Annotated in this window: 20 protein-coding genes and 1 tRNA gene; 3 read left to right on the forward strand and 18 right to left on the reverse strand. The window is 29.6% G+C overall.

Features of this window, described 5'->3' with window-relative positions; translation table 11 throughout:
- Positions 1 to 71 precede the first annotated feature (71 nt).
- From ACTQYZ_RS08245 to ACTQYZ_RS08255, 3 genes are all read right to left on the reverse strand, one after another.
- Positions 72 to 878, reverse strand: coding sequence for a histidinol-phosphatase HisJ family protein (locus tag ACTQYZ_RS08245; protein ID WP_441416373.1), 807 nt, complete (start codon positions 876 to 878; stop codon positions 72 to 74).
- Positions 879 to 1187: 309 nt separating this feature from the next.
- Positions 1188 to 1274 (reverse strand) — tRNA-Leu (locus ACTQYZ_RS08250).
- Between the two features lie 23 nt (positions 1275 to 1297).
- Entirely contained in the window at positions 1298 to 2155 is an 858-nt protein-coding gene (locus tag ACTQYZ_RS08255; protein ID WP_329380298.1) for a DMT family transporter, read from the reverse strand.
- A gap of 135 nt (positions 2156 to 2290) precedes the next feature.
- Here ACTQYZ_RS08255 and ACTQYZ_RS08260 point away from each other — a divergent pair, with 135 nt between their 5' ends.
- The gene (locus ACTQYZ_RS08260; RefSeq protein WP_441416374.1) at positions 2291 to 3313 is read left to right on the forward strand and encodes a glycosyltransferase; all 1023 of its coding nucleotides are present in this window, start codon (positions 2291 to 2293) and stop codon (positions 3311 to 3313) included.
- Between the two features lie 51 nt (positions 3314 to 3364).
- Positions 3365 to 3628, forward strand: coding sequence for a glutaredoxin domain-containing protein (locus tag ACTQYZ_RS08265; protein WP_253229242.1), 264 nt, complete (start codon positions 3365 to 3367; stop codon positions 3626 to 3628).
- A gap of 35 nt (positions 3629 to 3663) precedes the next feature.
- On the opposite strand, the gene ACTQYZ_RS08270 is transcribed toward ACTQYZ_RS08265, so the two are convergent.
- The 11 genes from ACTQYZ_RS08270 to ACTQYZ_RS08320 all read right to left on the reverse strand — a co-directional run bounded on the left by ACTQYZ_RS08270 (position 3664) and on the right by ACTQYZ_RS08320 (position 13457).
- Entirely contained in the window at positions 3664 to 4608 is a 945-nt protein-coding gene (locus tag ACTQYZ_RS08270; RefSeq protein ID WP_441416375.1) for an L-lactate dehydrogenase, read from the reverse strand.
- Positions 4609 to 4719: 111 nt separating this feature from the next.
- On the reverse strand, positions 4720 to 5442 hold the full coding sequence (gene deoC / locus ACTQYZ_RS08275) for a deoxyribose-phosphate aldolase (protein WP_441021550.1): 723 nt from the start codon (positions 5440 to 5442) through the stop codon (positions 4720 to 4722).
- A 16-nt stretch (positions 5443 to 5458) separates the two neighbouring features.
- A complete protein-coding gene (locus ACTQYZ_RS08280) occupies positions 5459 to 6409 on the reverse strand; it encodes a PHP domain-containing protein (RefSeq protein ID WP_441021552.1) in 951 nt (316 codons plus the stop codon).
- A complete protein-coding gene (locus tag ACTQYZ_RS08285; protein ID WP_441416376.1) occupies positions 6402 to 7268 on the reverse strand; it encodes a class II fructose-bisphosphate aldolase in 867 nt (288 codons plus the stop codon). Before ACTQYZ_RS08285 ends, ACTQYZ_RS08280 begins: the two co-directional genes overlap by 8 nt.
- A 312-nt stretch (positions 7269 to 7580) precedes the next feature.
- The gene (locus ACTQYZ_RS08290; protein ID WP_253229238.1) at positions 7581 to 7757 is read right to left on the reverse strand and encodes an alpha/beta-type small acid-soluble spore protein; all 177 of its coding nucleotides are present in this window, start codon (positions 7755 to 7757) and stop codon (positions 7581 to 7583) included.
- A gap of 80 nt (positions 7758 to 7837) precedes the next feature.
- Positions 7838 to 8323 (reverse strand): MerR family transcriptional regulator, encoded by a 486-nt coding sequence (locus ACTQYZ_RS08295; protein ID WP_441021556.1) that lies wholly within the window; start codon positions 8321 to 8323, stop codon positions 7838 to 7840.
- Between the two features lie 87 nt (positions 8324 to 8410).
- Complete coding sequence (thiI, locus tag ACTQYZ_RS08300) at positions 8411 to 9565, reverse strand: tRNA uracil 4-sulfurtransferase ThiI (protein WP_441021558.1); 1155 nt, start codon at positions 9563 to 9565, stop codon at positions 8411 to 8413.
- Positions 9566 to 9572: 7 nt separating this feature from the next.
- Entirely contained in the window at positions 9573 to 10742 is a 1170-nt protein-coding gene (locus tag ACTQYZ_RS08305; protein WP_441021560.1) for a cysteine desulfurase family protein, read from the reverse strand.
- The gene (locus tag ACTQYZ_RS08310; RefSeq protein ID WP_441416377.1) at positions 10743 to 11804 is read right to left on the reverse strand and encodes an alanine/ornithine racemase family PLP-dependent enzyme; all 1062 of its coding nucleotides are present in this window, start codon (positions 11802 to 11804) and stop codon (positions 10743 to 10745) included. It lies immediately after the preceding gene.
- Positions 11805 to 11817: 13 nt separating this feature from the next.
- Positions 11818 to 13170 (reverse strand): PFL family protein, encoded by a 1353-nt coding sequence (locus ACTQYZ_RS08315; RefSeq protein WP_441416385.1) that lies wholly within the window; start codon positions 13168 to 13170, stop codon positions 11818 to 11820.
- A gap of 17 nt (positions 13171 to 13187) precedes the next feature.
- A complete protein-coding gene (locus ACTQYZ_RS08320) occupies positions 13188 to 13457 on the reverse strand; it encodes an ACT domain-containing protein (RefSeq protein ID WP_441021564.1) in 270 nt (89 codons plus the stop codon).
- A gap of 111 nt (positions 13458 to 13568) precedes the next feature.
- Between ACTQYZ_RS08320 and ACTQYZ_RS08325 the strand changes: the two genes are divergently transcribed.
- The gene (locus tag ACTQYZ_RS08325; RefSeq protein WP_441021566.1) at positions 13569 to 14237 is read left to right on the forward strand and encodes an MBL fold metallo-hydrolase; all 669 of its coding nucleotides are present in this window, start codon (positions 13569 to 13571) and stop codon (positions 14235 to 14237) included.
- 159 nt (positions 14238 to 14396) lie between these two features.
- Here ACTQYZ_RS08325 and ACTQYZ_RS08330 read toward each other — a convergent pair whose 3' ends face one another.
- From ACTQYZ_RS08330 to recN, 4 genes are all read right to left on the reverse strand, one after another.
- On the reverse strand, positions 14397 to 15116 hold the full coding sequence (locus ACTQYZ_RS08330) for a GntR family transcriptional regulator (protein ID WP_138269017.1): 720 nt from the start codon (positions 15114 to 15116) through the stop codon (positions 14397 to 14399).
- Between the two features lie 120 nt (positions 15117 to 15236).
- Complete coding sequence (gene spo0A / locus ACTQYZ_RS08335; RefSeq protein ID WP_441021568.1) at positions 15237 to 16010, reverse strand: sporulation transcription factor Spo0A; 774 nt, start codon at positions 16008 to 16010, stop codon at positions 15237 to 15239.
- A gap of 81 nt (positions 16011 to 16091) precedes the next feature.
- The gene (gene spoIVB, locus ACTQYZ_RS08340; protein ID WP_441021570.1) at positions 16092 to 17369 is read right to left on the reverse strand and encodes a SpoIVB peptidase; all 1278 of its coding nucleotides are present in this window, start codon (positions 17367 to 17369) and stop codon (positions 16092 to 16094) included.
- Between the two features lie 74 nt (positions 17370 to 17443).
- Entirely contained in the window at positions 17444 to 19141 is a 1698-nt protein-coding gene (gene recN, locus ACTQYZ_RS08345; RefSeq protein ID WP_441021572.1) for a DNA repair protein RecN, read from the reverse strand.

The following is a 19141-nucleotide window of genomic DNA, read 5'->3' on the forward strand; positions in this document are numbered from 1 at the left end:
TGCTAAGCAGTCCTTTTTTATTCTAATTTAGAAATTATATTATCATTTATATAAGTTTTAATAAATTTGTATTATCTTAAAGGCCTAATTTTATAGAAATCAGGTTTTCTATTATGATAAAATGCAATTTCTTTAAAGCCGATATCTTCAAGGATATCAAATACAATATTAAAATTATTAGCAATATCATCAGTCTTATGAGCATCTGAACCTACTGTAATTATCTTTCCTCCTAAATGTTTATATCTTCTGATTATATCAAAATTTGGATGCGGGTTACCTAGGTTATATCTAAGCCCTGAAGTATTAACTTCTATTCCTTTATCTTTTTTTATTAGTAATAGTAATATTTCATCTAATACTTCACTAAACTCTTCATAGTCTATTTTCTTTTTAGAATATCCCCCATATCTTACTACATAATCAATATGACCATAAACATCAAAATCATTATATAATTTTATATTTTCAAAAACTTCTTCAAAATATTTTAAATAAGATTCTTTTCTGGATAAACCACTAAAAAAACTTTTATCCATTGCCATATCTTTTTTACAAGTAATATGAGATGAGCCTATAACAAAATCAAAAGGATATTGCTTTACCATTGTTTCAACTTTATCTACAATATCTGGCTGTAATCCTATTTCAATGCCAAAATTTGTTTTTAATATAGAATCATCTTTATATTTTAAATATTCTTTTCTATATTCTGACACATCTAACATTGTTAATTTTGTATCTAAACCTGTATAATCATCCCAATGTTCAGTGAAAGTTATTTCATCAACATTTTTTTCTTTAGAAGTTTCGATGTACTCTTTGAATGTAGATATTCCATCATGAGACAGATTAGTATGCACATGACAATCTTTCATATAATAAGTTCTCCTTTAAAAGATTTATTTAACATAAATATAAAGCTACAAAATAATATCATGTTATCAAATTATTTAAAATATCAAACTTTAATGTTTATATAAAATTTATTATTCAAATAATTTTGCATTGAAAATTTTTAAGTTGAGTTGAAAAGAATATTTATAAACACAAAATAATTTACTTACATATTAAAAATATGTTTAATTAAATACCGCACTTTTGACCGCACTTTGAAATATTGAATAAATATTTATAAAATAAAAAAACTGTAAAACCAATTAGGCTTTACAGTAATATATCCAAGCTGGTGCCGATGGTGGGATTCGAACCCACACGATATTGCTATCGACGGATTTTGAGTCCGTTGCGTCTGCCAATTTCACCACATCGGCAAAATACCTTATGTATTATATCATCATTGACCTTGATTTTCAAGTCCAGAATTATCATTTTTGCCATTTAAAATATTATACATAACCGCTATTAAAACAAGTGCACCACCTATAAAAGTCGTTATACTTGGGATTTCCCCTATTACAAGAGCAACCCAAATTGGATTTAATATAGCTTCTAACATTGAAATTAAGGAAGCATCTACGCTTTCCGTTCTTTCTATTCCTTTTGAGAATAAAGCATAAGATACACCCATTTGGAATATACCAAGAATAATTATTCCAAACACCCCTGCCATATCAAGAGCCGGCTGATTATTTTGAAGTAATGTCGGTACTGAAATTAAAAATATTAAACCATTACCTAAAATTGTCGCATCTAAAGTATTTGAATCTTCGTATGAATTAAAGATAAATACTCCTGAATACCCGATCCCTGCAAGAATTGCAAGAATGTTTCCAAGCATTGCTCCTGAACCTACTTTTTCCATAAAGAATATTATTACACCTATAAATGCAAGTATAACGGTAAACACCTGTTTTTTTGTAGGGAAACTTTTGAAGAAAATAATTGATAAAATTATAACGAATATAGGAGCCGTGTACTGAAGTATTATTGCATTTGCGGCAGTGGTGAGTTTTGTTGCATACACAAATAAAATGCCCATTGTAATATATGATATACTGGCGCATATAACGTGTTTATTTATTTTAAAATTCATGCTTCCTTTAATTAAAATTAAAGTAATTGTAGATAAAAATGCTCTAACCCCGCTTATTGCCATTGCATCCCATGGAATGTATTTTATAAGTACACCGTTTAAACTCCATAAAAAAGCAGCCATAACGATATATATTGCCCCATTTTTTTGATTGTTCATTATAAGCCTCCCTTTTTTAAATACTAAAATATTATATCAAAATTTTTAGAATAATTATAATTTTTTTTATCATTTATTTTTTTATGTTTTTTTGGTAAAATATAAAAAAGACATATGTTAAAAGGTAGGGAATTTATGAAGTACGAAAACATAAATCCTGTTATTCTTATTCCTGCCTACAAACCCGATAAAAAACTTATCGGAGTTGTAAAAGAATTAATTGAACATGATGAGAAAATTCTCATTATAAATGACGGAAGCGGAAAAGAATTTGAGGATATTTTTAAACAAGTCGAGGATTTGGGATGTACAGTTCTTGTTCACGAAGAAAATAAAGGTAAAGGAAGAGCCTTAAAAACGGGATTTGAATATTGTATTAAACATAATTTAAGCGCTGTTACGGCTGATGCAGACGGACAACATTTACCAAAAGATATTTTGAATATCGAAAAAATATTAGATGAAAATCCCGACAAACTTATTTTGGGTGTTAGACATTTTGACAAAACAACACCTCTTAGAAGTTTATTTGGAAATACAGTAACAAGAAAGATTTTCAAATTTTTAAATAACGGAGATGAAATAGTAGACACGCAAACAGGTCTTAGAGGATTTAGTGTTGAAATGCTTAAAAAAATAATAGACATTGAAGGCGAAAGATATGAATTTGAAATGAATATCTTGCTTGAGCTTAAGAATAGACATATTGAGGTTATTCAAGAGCCAATAAGCGTTGTATACATAAACGACAACGAATCTTCTCACTATGATACTTTAAGGGATTCTTTCAGGGTATATAAAAGAATTATAAAATATATTTTATCTTCTACTTCTTCGGGAATTTTGGATTATTTAAGTTTTTGCCTATTTACTTTTATCGGTATACCCACAATAACCGCAACATACATTGCAAGGCTTATTTCTTCCCTGTTTAATTATACTTTAAACAGAAAGTTCGTTTTTAAAAATGACGGTCACGTTGGCAAAACAATGTTTAAATACTATGTTTTGGTATTTATAGTTGCAGGACTTAGCGGAATACTTACAAAGGGCGTAAATATGTATCTTGGAATAAACGTATATTTTGCAAAAATCATAGTTGATATGTGTTTATATGTAGTAAGTTATAACGGACAAAAACATTTTGTTTTTAAATAATATCACATTTTAATTTATGACATAATATAAAACAGAAAGAAGGTATTAAATATGAGTTTTAAAATGTATGGTATGAACAGTTGTATAGATTGTATAAATGCAAAAAAACTTTTAAAAGAAAAAAACATTAATTATGAACTTATTGAAATAACTGAAGATACAACTTCAATGAAAGAATTTTTAAAACTAAGAGATAATCTTAACGAATTTGCAAAGGTAAGACAAAGAAGTACAATAGGAGTTCCTTTCTTCGTTTTTGATGACGGAAAAATGACTTTTGATGTAGATGAAGCAATTGAACACTATAAAAAATAAAGGGTTATCCCCTTTATTTTTTTACAAAAGATTTTTTACAATTTAAGACTTTCTAAAACATCTTTAAGTTTAGATGCAGAATTAAATAAATTTTCTTTTTCCCTTTTGCTTAGAGGAATTTCCAAAACTTTATCAATCCCTTCCATACATACTATACTTGGAATACTTATACATATATCTTTTAGTCCATACTCACCGTCAATATAGCTTGAAACAGGAAGAATGGAATGTTCATCTTTTACAAGAGCGGTACATATTCTTTTCACGGCCATTGCAATACCATAATAAGTAGCACCTTTTCTTTCAATTATCTCATATGCACTGTTTTTTACACCGCTAAATATTTCGTTCATTGATTCTTCATGATTAAAATGTCCCCGAAGTTCACAGAAGTTATTTATTTTCATTCCTCCTATATCTGAACTATCCCATACAGCAAGCTCGCTGTCTCCATGTTCTCCTATAATAAATGCATGAATACTTTTACTGTCAACATTTAAGTGTCTTCCCAGCATATACTGAAATCTTGCACTGTCGAGAACCGTTCCGCTTCCTATTACTCTTTTTTTATCGTATCCGGATAGTTTTAGAGTAACATAAGTTAAAATATCAACTGGATTTGAAACAACAAGAAGTATTCCTTCAAAACTTGTCTTTGTAATATTTGGAATAATGGACTTATATATTTTTAAATTTTTATCTATCAAGTCAATTCTTGTTTCCCCTTTTTCTTGATTTGCTCCTGCTGTTATAATAACTACATAACAATCCTTTATATCATCATAGTCCCCTTCATAAATATTTATATTTTCACAAAAAGGTATCCCATGACTTAAATCCATAGCCTCTCCCTTTGCTTTTTTTCTGTCTTTATCTATTAAAACTATTTCGGAAAAAATTCCTTCCTGCATTAAGGAAAATGCAATACTTGAACCAACCATGCCAAGACCAATTATAGCTATCTTTTGTTTGTTTAACATAATAACTTCCTTTCTGTTTATCTTTTGCATATAGATAAAAAATATAAAAAAACATGGTAAAAATTTTCCGTGTTAAAACTTAAAAAGTTTTTATTGAAAGAATTTTATTATCTAACCTTCATATTTTGGCACAATACCAACTTCCCTCATTAAATCAAGAGCATCTATAATCATTGGAGCATCTTGTGTTCCTATAAGTTCTGCACCTGCCATCAAGTATGCATAAGCATTTTGAGGTTTTGGAGCTTTTACTCCTGAAACTTTTAATTTTGTATTTGTTCCTTTTAAGCAGTCTCTCATTAATACTGTTTGTTCAAGAGTAGGTCCTGCGTAGTGTCCTGTAGATGATTTAACATAATCAATTCCTGTTTCAGCACAAAGTTCACAGGCTATTTTGATTTCTTCATCAGTAAGCATACAGCATTCTATTATCATTTTTGTAAGTACTCCGCCTGCAGCATTAACGTAATCTTTAAATTCTTGTTTTATTTCATCATATTTTTTATCTTTCATTGCACCTACGTTCATGCAGTTATCAAGAACGGTAGCTCCCATTTTTACAGCTTCTTCAGCTTCAAAAGCTTTTATGGCACTTGTTTGTTGTCCAAGAGGGAAACCTATTCCAGCGCCTACAAGTAAGTCTGTTCCTTGTAGTTCTTCTGCAACTACTTTTGTCCAGTATGAAGAAGAAAAGCAAAATGCCTTACAATTATATTTAATTGCTTCTCTACATCCCATTCTTACTTTTTCTTCCGTTAAATCTTTTGCAAGGCTCGCATAATCAAAAAGCTTACCCACATCTTTTTTAGTTAGTTTACTAAAATCTACTGCCATTTTATTCTCCTTTTGTTTATATAAGTTTTTTTAGTAATTCGTTGTTAATGAAATAATCATAATCAATTCCGCATTCACCTATAAATCTTGGATTGTCAGAATCTTTTTTATGGTCTCCGTGGAAATCAGACCCGCCTGAAATTATTTTTACTTTATCTTTATATGTATTTCTTACTTCGTTTATTATATCTTCTTTTTTCATGTTTCCGGTGTAGCTTGTTTTATCGTAGGTATAACTTGCCTCTACGCCGTCTAAACCGTTTTTAATAAGATTTTCTATATATTCACTTCTTGATACTTCTTTTCCATCTAAAACCACTTTATCGGCTATTAAGTAAGGATGAGCAAGAACTATTATACCGCCTGCATCATGAACTATTTTTATTATGTCTACAGGATTTGGTTTTCTTCTTCTAACATTTAATCTTTCATCTTTTTTAGAAAGTTTCTTTGCGTCAGACCATGTTTTTGTATATCCTTTGTCTGCCATTAAGTTAAAAATAAGTTTCTTTTGAAGTTCTTTTTCGCTCCTTTGTTGTCCTCCGTAATTTAAAACTTCATCAAGAGATATTTCATATCCACACTCATTTAATCTTTTTAAGAAATCCTTATAGCTTTCTATTTTGCTGTTTGCTATATCTTCCATTACTTCCTTAATTTTTTTATCCTCAAAGTCACAGCCATATGCAACCATGTGAACATCATCAACATCAGTATCACATGAAAATTCACAGGCTTTTAATAAATTAACACCTTTATTTTTTGCATATTCTACACTGTCAACTTCTTTTCCGTCTACTTCTACTGCTTTTGGAGGAAGCATATCATGGTCAGAAATAGTTAAAACTTTCATTCCTGATTTTGCTGCCAAATCAATAAGTTCTTTTGGTGTGCAAAGTCCGTCTGAACGTGTAGTGTGACAATGCATATCACATAAATAATTAGGTTTAAAATTATAATCACTCATTGTTTACGCTCCCCTTTCTAAGTGTAAAGAAATTGATGTGTTTGTATGCAAGGTCATAAATTTTCTTATATACATAATCATCCAATGTTAAAGGATTATGTTCATCTCTATGAGTAGAAGAGTATTCATACATACTATCGCAGTAAGCGATTTTTATTGCTGTTGAAATATTTACCTTACTTGCTCTTAAATCAATTAAAGTATTGAACATTTCATCGCTTAAGCCTGTTCCACCATGAAGAACCAAAGGTACAGGTGAAATAGAATCAATTTCTTTAAATAAATCGTAGTTTAGTCTTATTTCTCCTTTATATACCCCGTGAGCAGTTCCAACTGCAGGAGCAAGGAAATCTACTCCGGTTTCTTTTAAGTATTTTTCGCAGTCTTCTTTATTTGCATAAGCAGCATCGTTTGCATGAACGACTATATCATCTTCAACACCTACAATACTTCCTACTTCACCTTCAAGAGTAATATCTCTACCTGCTATGTACTCTTTAACAATCAAAGTATTTTCTATGTTCTTTTTAAGAGGTGTTTTAGAACCGTCAAACATAATAGAACTCCAGCCTGCATCTATGCATTTTTTCGCATATTCAATGTCTGTGCAGTGATCCAAATGAATGGCAACATCAACCTTTGCCATTTCACATATAGGTCTTAAGAAAGAAATAAATTCTTCAATTCCAAATTGTTTTACTGTTTTTACCGAAGTTTGTAAAATAACAGGTACGTTCAAATCTTCTGCGGCACTTACCACAGCCTTTGCCGTTAAGTAATTTACTATGTTAAACGCTCCTATTGCATAAGAGCCTTCTCTTGCGTCGTTTAACATTTTTTTCATTGATACATAAGCCATATTAACGCCTCCTTATATAATATGTGCTATAACCACATATAACCACTTAATACCAGTATATGTATAAAGCCCCTTTTTGTCAATAGTTTTTAATCTTTTTAAATACATTTAACCTTTTATAAAGAGTATTTTTATAGATATTTTATATACATATTCATTAAGAAAAGAATTTATTAAAATTACAAATAAATAAAACATGAATTTAATCTTATTAAAAATACATATTTAAAACATATACAAATAATTTACTAAATTAAAAAAGGAAACGGTTTTCCGTTTCCTTTTTATATTAATCAAAATGATTAAGTCTTACTATTTCATAGAGTTTTCGTAAGATTCAACCATTCTTTTAACCATTTCACCACCGATTGAACCGGCTTCTTTGCTAGTTAAATTACCATTATATCCTTCTTTAAGGTTAATGCTAAGTTCACTGGCAACTTGTTTTTTAAATTGGTCTAAGCCTTTTCTAGCTTCTTTTTTAGTCATTTGTTTCACCTCCATTTATAAGTGTTATACTTATATTATGGACGTAATATTTTAAAATACACTGGAAAGTTATTCCTTATTTATTCAAATTTAAAAAGGCTTCTTTTTCTTGATTGTTTTAAGGCATTATATTTTTCTTTTAAAATTGAATTTTCATAAGTCTTTTCTTTTAATTTCATTTTAAGCCTTGCGTTTTCTGCAATAAGCTCATCTCTTTGTTTAAAGTTATCCTGTTTTTTTAATTCTTCTATTTCTTCTCTTAGAGAATTTATTGTCTTTATAAGGCAGGTTATGTTATTTTCTTCTTCTTTCGGTTTTTCTTCTTCAATCTCTTCAAAAATAATTTTATTTTTGCTTTCCGATAAAGTTTCTTTAATTTCTTTGTTTTTCTTTCCCTCATCTTTAAGAGCTTCTATGTAACGGAAAATATCTATTTCCCTTGTTGTATAATATCTTCTGTTGTTTGAACTTCTTGGAATTTCAAGACCGAACTCATCTTCATAAAATCTTAATAAATAAGGCTTACAATTTAAAATATTTGATGCTTGTGTAATAGTATATTTCAAAACTTAACTCCTTAAAAGGTTTTTATATATATTACTCCAAATAATTTAAAAAATAAGCCTTAATTTGTCGTTTATTCAGTTTTATTTTTATAATTTAATAATTTCAATATTTTCTACTGCTTCATCTACCAAATCATCAATATCAAGTTTTGCCTCTTCTTCCAAAACTCTCTCAAGTTTAGGTTTAATTATAGGATGTTTTGGAACGAATATTGTACAGCAGTCTTCATATGGTCTTATTGAAATGTCATAAGCACCGATTTTTCTTGATATATCCACTATTTCAGTTTTATCAAAAGCAATTAATGGTCTTAAAATAGGTAACTTAGAGCAAGCATTTGTACAAGAAATTCCTTCAATAGTTTGAGATGCAACTTGTCCAAGGCTTTCACCTGTTATAAGAGCTTTTAAATCGAATTTATCTTTTAATCTGTTGGCAATTTTAATCATATATCTTCTAAGAATTACGGTTAAATATTCGCCTTCACAGTTTTTGATAATTGCTTCTTGAATTTTTGTAAGAGAAACATTTACAAGAGTTATACCCATGTTATAATCGCTTAAAACTTCTGCAAGGTCTTTAACCTTTTCTTTTGCGTCCATGCTTGTAAAGGGATAACTGTGAAAATGAAGCCCTACAACTTTCATTCCTCTTTTATTCATTAAGTATCCTGCAACAGGAGAATCAAGTCCACCTGATAAAAGAAGTCCGCCTACTCCACTGCTATTTACAGGAAGGCCTGCATTACATCTTATATCTCCTGCATAAACATATGCATTTTCTCTTATTTCAACTTTTAAAATTGTATCAGGATTTTTTACGTCAACCTTTAAATCATCTGTATTGATAAGTACATAAGCACCTACATCTTTACTTATTTCAGGAGATTTCATAGGGAATTTTTTATCGCTTCTTTTTGTTTCTACTTTAAAAGTTTTGTAATTACCCTCTTTCATCACTTTAAGCGCTACTTCCTTTATTTTGTTCATATCCTTTTCAAGTTCGTAGCACTTTGTAAGATATACAATTCCAAATACTTTCTTAAGCCTTTCTATAATGGCCTCTTCATCAATTTCATTATATCCGCTTACTATAATTCTGCTTTGAATTGTATGCAGTTTTACATTCTCAAATTTTCTTAAAGAAAGTCTAATGTTTTTTTGAAGTAAATCTATAAAGAATTTTCTGTTAAGACCTTTTAGGCTTATTTCTCCATACTTTACCATTATTATTTTATTCATATATTTTCTACCTACTCATTTTATTTAAAAGATGTAATCTTTCTATGTTTTCTTTTAATTGTTTAATAAAAACATCAATTTGTTCTTTTGTATTAAATTCACTAAAACTTATTCTTATAGTTCCGTTTATTAATTCATCATCAACGTCTATTGCCTTTAATATGCTATTTACTGTTGTGTTTCTTGAAGAACAAGCACTTGAAACAGAAACATATATATTATCTTCTTCAAGCATATGAAGAAGTACTTCTCCTTTTATACCTTTAAAACTTACATTTAAAATATGATAAGAAATATCGGCTTTTTCATAAGGAGTATTTATATGATAATCTTTAATATCAGAAGATAGTTTACTTACCGTATATAAAAACAAATCCTTAAAAATCTTTTTATTTTCTTCAAAGTTTTTATTTGTAATTTTAACTGCTTCGTTTAAGCCTGCAATTAAAGGAGTGTTTATTGTTCCGCTTCTGTAACTTTCCTGTTGTCCACCTCCGTGAAGAAGTGGAAGAAGCGTTATGTTTTCCTTTAATACTAAAGCTCCTATTCCCTTTGGACCATGGAATTTATGAGCACTTAAGGAAATCATATCAGCATCTTTTAGTTTTAAATCAACTTTTCCAACAGCTTGAGTTGCGTCTATGTGAACAAGAACATTTTCGTTTTTTTCTTTTACTTTTTTTATTATTTTTTCAACATCCTGAACAACGCCAAATTCGTTGTTTACGTAAATTATGCTTACAAGTTTTGTATTCTTATCAATACTGTTTACTAATTCTTCTAAATTTATTACACCATTTTTATCAACTGGAACATATTTTGTTTTTACATTCAAATCTTCATAATAATGAAATACATTTGTAACACAAGGATGTTCGATATTGGTTGTAATAATATTGATGTTTTCGGGATGTTTGATTTTTCCTATTGTTCCTTTAATGGCCATATTTACACTTTCCGTTGCACCGGATGTAAAAATGACTCTTCTGTTTTCTTTTATGTTTAAAAAATCAAGTAAGTTATCTTTTGTTTCTTTTAATATTTTACCGGCTTCAAACCCTTTTTTATGAACGGCTGATGCATTTGCATAGTCATATAAAAGATATTTTTCTATTTCTTTTGCCGCTTCTTTATAACACATGGTTGTGGCGGCGTTATCCAAATATATTTCTTCCATTTAGTCTATAAACTCCTTAACAACATATTTTGAAGTAAAGGCTCTAAGTGTAGCCGTATAATACATAAAAAGTTCAAATGTATCACCGATTTTATAATCATTTTTACTGTCTGAGATATCAATAATTAAATGATCGCTGCTTCCTCCAAGGATTTTTGTATTTGTATCAAGAGGAAACATATCAAGGTCTATATCCTGTTTTCCTACAGATAAAATCGCTCTTTTTCTTATACCTTCATCAACAAATTCAGGTTTTGAATTTAAGGCAGAAAAACCTCTTTTGCCTATTGGAATTGAAGGTTTATTTTTTATTTCTATTATCTCGGCTTTTAATATGAAAGCGTCTTTTATCATACCGTCAATATGGCTTCTGTAAGTACAGTCTCTACCAAAATAAATCGTATCACCGACTCTTATATTAGTTATTCCTTCAATAGGGTTATCTTCTCTAAATAAAGTATAGCTTGTTGAATTTCCGCCTGAAACCACTTCAAGCTTTTGGTTTAACTCGCTTTCAAGAAGTTTGTTTACATTCACAAGATGAGTTAGATTTTTTTCATCAGGCAAAACTCCCCCATAACAAGTTAAGTTTGTAGCTATACCCTTTATATTAATATTGGAAAGATTTTTCATTTTCTTAGCATTTTCAACGATGTCTTTTTCTTCAAAATATCCTTCCCTTAAATCGCCCACATCAAACATTAATAATATATCGTGAGTTTTGTTTTGATATTTTGCAGCCTCGTTTAATGCTTTTACCGTATCATATTCACTGTTTAAGGACACATCGCTGTATTTTACAACTTCATCTGCCATTGAAATGCTTGGAAGTCTTATAAGCCATTTTTCAACATCTAAATCCTTAATATTTTCAAGATTTTCTATTCTTGAATCCCCAAACTTCTTTATTCCCGCTTCCATTAATGTTTTAACTATTCTTTCATTGCAGGAATGAAGCTTCGTAACAGCTGTTACGTCTACACCGTATTTTCCAAGCGTTTCTTTAACGGTTATTGCATTATCGTATATTTTGTTTAAATTAATCTTTAATGTAGGTCTCATACTTTTCCCTTCTTTAGTTTTTGAATGAATGTACAGGAGATGGAATTCTTCCGCCTCTTTGAATGAAATCAGAACTGCTAAAGCTGTTTACTTCCATAATAGGTGCACTTCCGAAAAGTCCACCCCAGTCAACTTTATCACCGACTTTTTTGCCATATACAGGAACTACTCTAACAGCAGTTGTTTTATTGTTTATTACACCAATTGCAGCTTCATCGGCAATCATAGCTGAAATTGTATCTTCAGGTGTTTCCCATGGAATTGCAATCATGTCAAGTCCAACAGAGCAAACGCTTGTCATTGCTTCAAGTTTATCAAAATGTAGGCAGCCATCTTCAACTGCAGTAATCATTCTGTTGTCTTCACTTACAGGAATAAAAGCTCCACTTAATCCTCCAACGTGACTTGATGCCATGATACCGCCTTTTTTAACTGCATCTGTAAGCATTGCAAGAGCAGCTGTACTTCCGTGAGCACCGCATCTTTCAAGTCCCATTACTTCAAGAATTTCAGCAACACTATCGCCTATTGCAGGTGTTGGAGCAAGAGATAAGTCTAAAATTCCGAAAGGAACATCAAGTCTTCTGCTTACTTCGTGTCCTATTAAAGAACCGGCTCTTGTTATTTTAAATGCTGTTCTTTTTATTGTTTCAGCAATTTCGTCAACTGTTGCACCTTTCATTCCTTCAAGTGCAGTTTTAACAACACCAGGACCGCTTACACCGACGTTTATAACTTTTTCAGCTTCTCCTACACCATGAAAAGCTCCTGCCATAAATGGATTATCTTCAACGGCATTTGCAAATACTACAAATTTTGCACAACCGAATGAGTTATTATCTCTTGTCATGTATGCAGTCTTTTTGATTATAGGACCCATTTTCTTAACAGCATTAAAGTTTATTCCTGATTTTGTACTTCCAAGGTTTACGCTTGAACACATATTTGTTGTTTCTGTTAGGGCATATGGAATTGATTCAAGGAATGAAACATCACTTGTTGTACATCCTTTTTGAACAAGAGCAGAATACCCGCCGATAATATCAACGCCAACTTCTTTTGCTGCATTGTCAAGTGCTTTTGCATACTCAACCCACTCTTCAACGCTGTTTGCACAAGCAAGAGCTATTGGAGTTACGGAAATTCTTTTGTTTACAATTGGAATACCATATTCATCGGCAACAGTATCCGCAGTTTTTACCAAGTCTTTTGCAATTGTTGTTATTTTATCGTAAATTTTGTTTGTTGCAACTTTATAATTTCTGTCAAAACAATCAAGCAAAGAAATACCAAGAGTAGTTGTTCTGATATCCAAATTTTCGGTATCAAGCATCTTGATTGTATCCATTACATCTTTTTTTTGTATAATCATTGTTTTACTCCTTAAATTTTATGCATTGTATCAAATATTTCTTCTTTTTGAATTCTTATTGATAAACCAATTTCTTCAGATAATTTATCAAGTTCTTCCTTAATTGTTTTAAAAGAAGCTTTATTTTCGTTTATTTTAACAAGCATTAACATTGTAAAATAATCTTGCATAACTGTTTGAGAAATATCTTCAATGTTTACGTCATAGTCGTTTAGTACTTTTGCAACATTATAAATAATCCCTGTTTTATCTTTCCCGATTACTGTGATAATTGCTTTCATATCTTCCTCCGATTTAATAAAAATATTTTTAAACTTAAATTATATATTATCATATTTACCTTTATAATTAAACCCTTGTTTGATATAATTTGGTGAAGCGGAGGTTAAAAAATGAAAGTAAAATATTTATATAACAGCGGATTTTTAATTGAACTTGATGATTATATTTTTGTAATTGATTCCATGAACAAAATAAAAATTGAAAGTAAAGATAAAAAAGTAATTTGCTTTGCCACTCATTCTCATATGGATCACTTTAACGATTTTATTCTAAAAGAAGGATTATGTGTTTTAAGCGATGATATAAAAGTAAGAAAAAAAGATAATATTATATTTATAAAGCCTTATGATGAAATTAAAACAAATGGAATAAAAATAAAAACATTTGGTTCAACGGACCATGGAGTAAGTTTTTTAATAAAAGCAGAAGGAAAAATATTCTTTCACAGCGGAGATTTAAACTGGTGGCACTGGGAAAATGATGATAAAAAAACACAAGAAAAAGAAGCTAAAGACTATCAAGATGAAATAATGAAGTTAAAAGAATATTTACAAAATGAAGTTATTGATTATGCATTTATTCCAGTGGACAGAAGATTAAATGAAAACTCAACACTTGCCATTAACTTCTTCTTAAAAGAAATTAAAACAAAAAATGTTTTTCCTATGCATTTTAGAGAAGATTTAAGATATATTGAGGATTTAAAAGAAATAGAAGAAAAATATAAAAATGTAAATATTTATGAAATCACAAAAGAAAATCAAGAATTTATATTTTAAAACTACTTAGATATATTATATTTTAATTGATATTATTTAATATTCTACTAATATATGTAATATTAATATTAAATTATAAAATATTCTGTAACACTAATTAATATAATATATTAAATATTTTGTTAATTAGATAAAAAAAGAAACGCCATGCGTTTCTTTTTATTTTTCTCTACCAACCATTTCTATTTCAAGTTCATATTTACTTCCAACGATTTTTGAATGGTCTATACATATAGGTTTTTGTCCCATATAACATGTTCTTTTAAGTTCGATTAAAGCTGTTCCAACCGCAACATCAAGCATTTGGCTTTCTTCAAAAGTTGCGTTCTTTGCAGAAATTAATTCTGTTGCAGAATCGAAGTTTATTCCATATTCTCTTTCAAGGAATGCATATAAAGATGTAATTTCATCTTGCTTTTTAATGATATCCGGAACATCTTCTTTTCTTAAATAATTTTTTACTATTGCTATTGGAATATTGTTTGCAAGCTGTATTCTTTGGATTCTTATTATTACAGTTCCGTTTTCTATTCCAAGTTTTTCACTAATAAAATCATCCGCAGCAACGGAATCTATAAATATATTTTTAGGTTTAACTTCATAACCTTTATGTCGTAATGTTTCAGAAACAGACGTTACATGATTTAAACTTTGCATTGTTTTATTGTCTGTTACAACCGTTCCTTTACCTTGTTGAGCTTTCAAAAATCCTTCTCTTGAAAGTAGGTCAACAGCCTTTCTTACGGTAGTTCTGCTTACACCAAACATCTTTTCTATTTCAGGTTCCGGAGGTATTAAGTCTCCCGGCTTATAATATCCGTTTTCTATTTTTTCTTTAAAATATTTGTAAAGTTTGCTGTATTGATATACTTTTTCCATATTTCATACCTCCCTTTATCAATATTTTAATATAAAAACGTACTTAAATCAACAAAAAAGATACAAAACATCATTATCACTATGATTTTTATAAAAAAAGACGTGCCTTTTGCACGTCTTTTAAGCATACTGTCCAATATCAAGTCTCATTTTATCGGCAACCATTGCAATAAATTCCGAATTGGTAGGTTTGCCTTTATTTTGGTCTATTGTATAACCGAATATTTTATCTATTGTCTCAACTCTTCCTCTATTCCAAGCAACTTCTATTGCATGTCTTATTGCTCTTTCAACTCTGCTTGGTGTTGTACCGTATTTTTCTGCAATCATAGGATATAAAGTTTTTGTTATTCCTCCAAGTAATTCAACATTATCAATAACAAGTTTTATTGCTTCTCTTAAATAAATATATCCTTTTATATGAGCAGGAACACCTACTTCATGAAGTATTGATGTTACCATAACTTGATAATCTTTATCTTTCTTTTCTTTTTCTTCCTTTGTTTCTTCGTTCATATCGGGAGAAAAATATGCATCTATCTCTCTCGTTAATTCATCAAAATTAAAAGGTTTTAAGAAATAATAGTCAGCTCCTAAATTTACTGTTTGTCTTGTAAATGATTCTCCTCCTACAGCTGACATCATAACAACATGAGGGTCGTAGTTACCCATATCACTTTTGTTTAATTTTTCAAGTACACCGATACCGTCAAGCATTGGCATTATTGTATCCAAAAGTAAAATATCCGGCTTTTCGCTTTGTACAACATCCAAAAGGTCGCTGCCGTTTCCGACTACTCCCACTACATTAAAATTTTCTCTTCCTTCAAAATGGTCTTTTACAGCCAAAGCAAATTTTTCGTTATCATCTGCAATTGCAACTTTATATACCATAATTTTTCCTCCCGATTTAATATTATTTTGTTTTATTTTAATTTCTTTTAAAGATTACTACAATTTTAATGCAAAGTTTGTCTAATTTTGTTCGGTTAACAAATCTTCTAAAAGCCATTCAATATAAATTCCATATCCTTTTGTTGGGTCTGTTACAAATACATGGGTAACGGCTCCGACGATTTTGCCGTTTTGAATTATGGGACTGCCGCTCATTCCTTGAACAATACCGCCTGTTTTTGAAAGAAGTTCTTTATCGGTAACCTCGATTAACATACTTTTTGTGTTTTTCTTGGTTTGTTTATAGGTCTTTTTAATTTTTATGTCGAAAAGTCTTGGTCCGTTATTATCGATAGTAGTAAGAATCTTCGCATCGCCCTCTTTTATTTTATCTTGAAGGGCAATTTCCATTAGAGAAGATGAAGAAGTAACTTTTTTTGTAACATCACCGTAAATTCCAAAATCATTATTAAGTTCAATTGAACCGATTATGTCTTTGTTATCTGCTTTTAAAACTCCTCTAAGCTCTCCGGGATTGTTTCTTTTTCCTTTTACAATGCTTATAAGTTCGCTTTCAATCAAATCTCCGTTTTTTACGGGCATTATTATTCCTGTATCAACATCATTTATGCTATGCCCCAAGGCAACGAATCTATTTAACTTATCATTGTAGCAAGTAAGCGTTCCTATTCCTGCAACGCTGTCTCTTACCCATAAGCCTATTTTATATTTATTATCGTCTTTTGCTTTTACGGGTTTTACTGTTACTGTCTGCTCAACATTTTCTCTTTTTATTACAACTTCAATTTCCTTATGGTCGATTTTGTTTAACTGTTCGATAACTTCATCGGCATTATAAACTTTATTACCTCCTATTTCGACTATTATATCCCCTGTTTTTATCCCTGCATCTTTTGCAGGACAAACTTCATTACCGCTAATATCTATAAAGGATTGAAACTGAACGGCAATGGCTCCTTTTGTATTCATACTAACACCAACAAGCTGACCTGATGGATAAAGCTTTGTGTTTGGTATAACGTTTATGTTATAGTTGTTTATTGGTATGATTCCAAAAAGTTTTGCCTTTAGTTTATATTCGCCAGCCGAAGATGAATAAACTTCTATTTTATTATCTTCAACATCACTTTTGGAAGAAGTCGTCCCATTTACTTTTAAATCTTCGCTTTCATTTTCAATTTTACAGTTTTTTGGCAAATCTAAAGAAACACTGGTCGTCTGAGAGGATAACACAGCAATCTCTTTAGTATTTATATTTAAGTAAGTTAGGTAAACTGAAAATATAAAAATTATAGTTAAAAATCCTAAAAGTAATTTTTTTCTTGAAAATATATTCACACTTAGTACCTCGTTTGTTTTTTTGATTTATTGTTCCCAATATTACAAAAAATATAAACGAAGCACAAAAGTGATTATTGATTTTTTAATTTGTCAGCATTTTCAATCATGTCTTTTACATACATGATTGCATTTTCACTGGTGTTTTCACCGCTTATTATTCTTACAAGTTCCTCTACTTTTTCTTCCTCATTAAGTTTTGTGAAAGATGTAAATGTCTTGTCGTCTTTTACTTCTTTTTTAATAAAATAATTTGTATCTGCCATTGAAGCAATTTGAGGAAGATGTGTTATTGCAAGAATTTGATGATTTTTTGAAAGTTCCCACATTTGTTTTCCTACGATTAAAGCAGTTTGTCCGCTTATTCCAGTATCTATTTCATCGAATATCAAACAATCAATATTATCATTTTCCGATAAAATTCTCTTAAATGATAACATTACTCTTGAAATTTCACCGCCTGATGCTATTTTATTCAGTGGTTTTAAACTTTCTCCTTTATTTGTTGAAATCATGAAAGCTATATCATCAATTCCTTTTTTAGTATAGTTTTCATTTTTTTCAAGGTCTTTAAATTCACAGGCAAAAATCGTTCCTTTCATTGAAAGAAGCTGAAGATTTTCGGTTATTTTTTTGCAGAACTCATCTGCAATTTTTTTCCTTTTTTCTCTTAATGTTTTTGCGTGTTTTAAATATTCTTTTTTCTTTTTATCTACGTCTTTTTTAAGAGAATTTAGAGTATCTTCATAGTTATCTATAAGCTCGATATTATTTTGTAGTTCCTTTTTATATTCTAAAATTTCTTCTATTGTTACTCCATATTTCTTTTTAAGATAATTTATCTTATTTAATTTACTTTCTATATCGTTTAATTCTTCGGGGTTAAATAAAATATTATCTCTGTAATCCCTTAAGAAAAACACTACCTCTTCTATTAATGTATTTGCCTCGTTTAGCATTTCTACATTTTCTTTTACGCTCTCATCATAATCAAGAACCTTTGAAAAAGAATCGTTCGCCAAAGTTAAATTTGACAAAACGTTACTGTCTGATTTATATAAAAGAGAATATGCACTGTCTATATCTGAATATATATTTTGTGAATTTAGAAGAATTTTTTCTCTTTTTTCAAGCTCTTCATCTTCTCCGATTTCAAGGTCTACTTCATTTATTTCTTCAAATTGTCTTTTAAAATTATCTAAATTATCAATGTTTTCTTTTGATTTCTTTTCAAGTTCAGTAAGTTCTTTTAAAGCCTTTTTATATTCATCATAAGATAAAGAAACATTTCTTAAATCATCTTTTATTTTATTTTGTCCATATGAATCAAGAAAACTTAAATGAGTATTTTGGTTTAGGAGTTTTTGATGTTCATGTTGTCCGTGAATATCAATAAGGTGCATTCCAACTTCTTTTAGAGTTGATACATTAACCAAGGTTGAATTTATCTTACAAATATTTCTTCCTTTTAATGAAATCTCCCTTGTTAAAATAAGTGTTTGATCGCTATAGTCAATAGATAAATCATCAAGAACTTCCTTTAATTCATGGTTATTTTCTTCAACCGTAAATAAAGCCTGAATAACGGCTTTATCTTTTCCAGTTCTTATATTTTCCGTTTTTGCATGTTCCCCAAGAACAAGCGATAAAGCACCAATAATTATGGACTTTCCTGCACCTGTTTCACCTGTTATTATGTTTAAACCTTCATCAAATTCAATACTTAAATTATCTATAATTGCATAATTGTTTATATTAAGCGATAAAAGCAT

It is taken from the genome of Anaerofustis sp. LCP19S3_F7 (genome assembly GCF_052119445.1).
Taxonomy (GTDB): Bacteria; Bacillota; Clostridia; order Eubacteriales; family Anaerofustaceae; genus Anaerofustis; species Anaerofustis butyriciformans.

Excerpts from the sequence above, each read along its gene's own strand:
- ACTQYZ_RS08245 (WP_441416373.1), bottom strand. The coding sequence starts at position 878 with ATGAAAGATTGTCATGTGCATACTAATCTGTCTCATGATGGAATATCT.
- ACTQYZ_RS08255 (WP_329380298.1), bottom strand. The coding sequence starts at position 2,155 with ATGAACAATCAAAAAAATGGGGCAATATATATCGTTATGGCTGCTTTT.
- ACTQYZ_RS08260 (WP_441416374.1), top strand. The coding sequence starts at position 2,291 with ATGAAGTACGAAAACATAAATCCTGTTATTCTTATTCCTGCCTACAAA.
- ACTQYZ_RS08265 (WP_253229242.1), top strand. The coding sequence starts at position 3,365 with ATGAGTTTTAAAATGTATGGTATGAACAGTTGTATAGATTGTATAAAT.
- ACTQYZ_RS08270 (WP_441416375.1), bottom strand. The coding sequence starts at position 4,608 with ATGTTAAACAAACAAAAGATAGCTATAATTGGTCTTGGCATGGTTGGT.
- deoC (WP_441021550.1), bottom strand. The coding sequence starts at position 5,442 with ATGGCAGTAGATTTTAGTAAACTAACTAAAAAAGATGTGGGTAAGCTT.
- ACTQYZ_RS08280 (WP_441021552.1), bottom strand. The coding sequence starts at position 6,409 with ATGAGTGATTATAATTTTAAACCTAATTATTTATGTGATATGCATTGT.
- ACTQYZ_RS08285 (WP_441416376.1), bottom strand. The coding sequence starts at position 7,268 with ATGGCTTATGTATCAATGAAAAAAATGTTAAACGACGCAAGAGAAGGC.
- ACTQYZ_RS08290 (WP_253229238.1), bottom strand. The coding sequence starts at position 7,757 with ATGACTAAAAAAGAAGCTAGAAAAGGCTTAGACCAATTTAAAAAACAA.
- thiI (WP_441021558.1), bottom strand. The coding sequence starts at position 9,565 with ATGAATAAAATAATAATGGTAAAGTATGGAGAAATAAGCCTAAAAGGT.
- ACTQYZ_RS08305 (WP_441021560.1), bottom strand. The coding sequence starts at position 10,742 with ATGGAAGAAATATATTTGGATAACGCCGCCACAACCATGTGTTATAAA.
- ACTQYZ_RS08310 (WP_441416377.1), bottom strand. The coding sequence starts at position 11,804 with ATGAGACCTACATTAAAGATTAATTTAAACAAAATATACGATAATGCA.
- ACTQYZ_RS08320 (WP_441021564.1), bottom strand. The coding sequence starts at position 13,457 with ATGAAAGCAATTATCACAGTAATCGGGAAAGATAAAACAGGGATTATT.
- ACTQYZ_RS08325 (WP_441021566.1), top strand. The coding sequence starts at position 13,569 with ATGAAAGTAAAATATTTATATAACAGCGGATTTTTAATTGAACTTGAT.
- ACTQYZ_RS08330 (WP_138269017.1), bottom strand. The coding sequence starts at position 15,116 with ATGGAAAAAGTATATCAATACAGCAAACTTTACAAATATTTTAAAGAA.
- spo0A (WP_441021568.1), bottom strand. The coding sequence starts at position 16,010 with ATGGTATATAAAGTTGCAATTGCAGATGATAACGAAAAATTTGCTTTG.
- recN (WP_441021572.1), bottom strand. The coding sequence starts at position 19,141 with ATGCTTTTATCGCTTAATATAAACAATTATGCAATTATAGATAATTTA.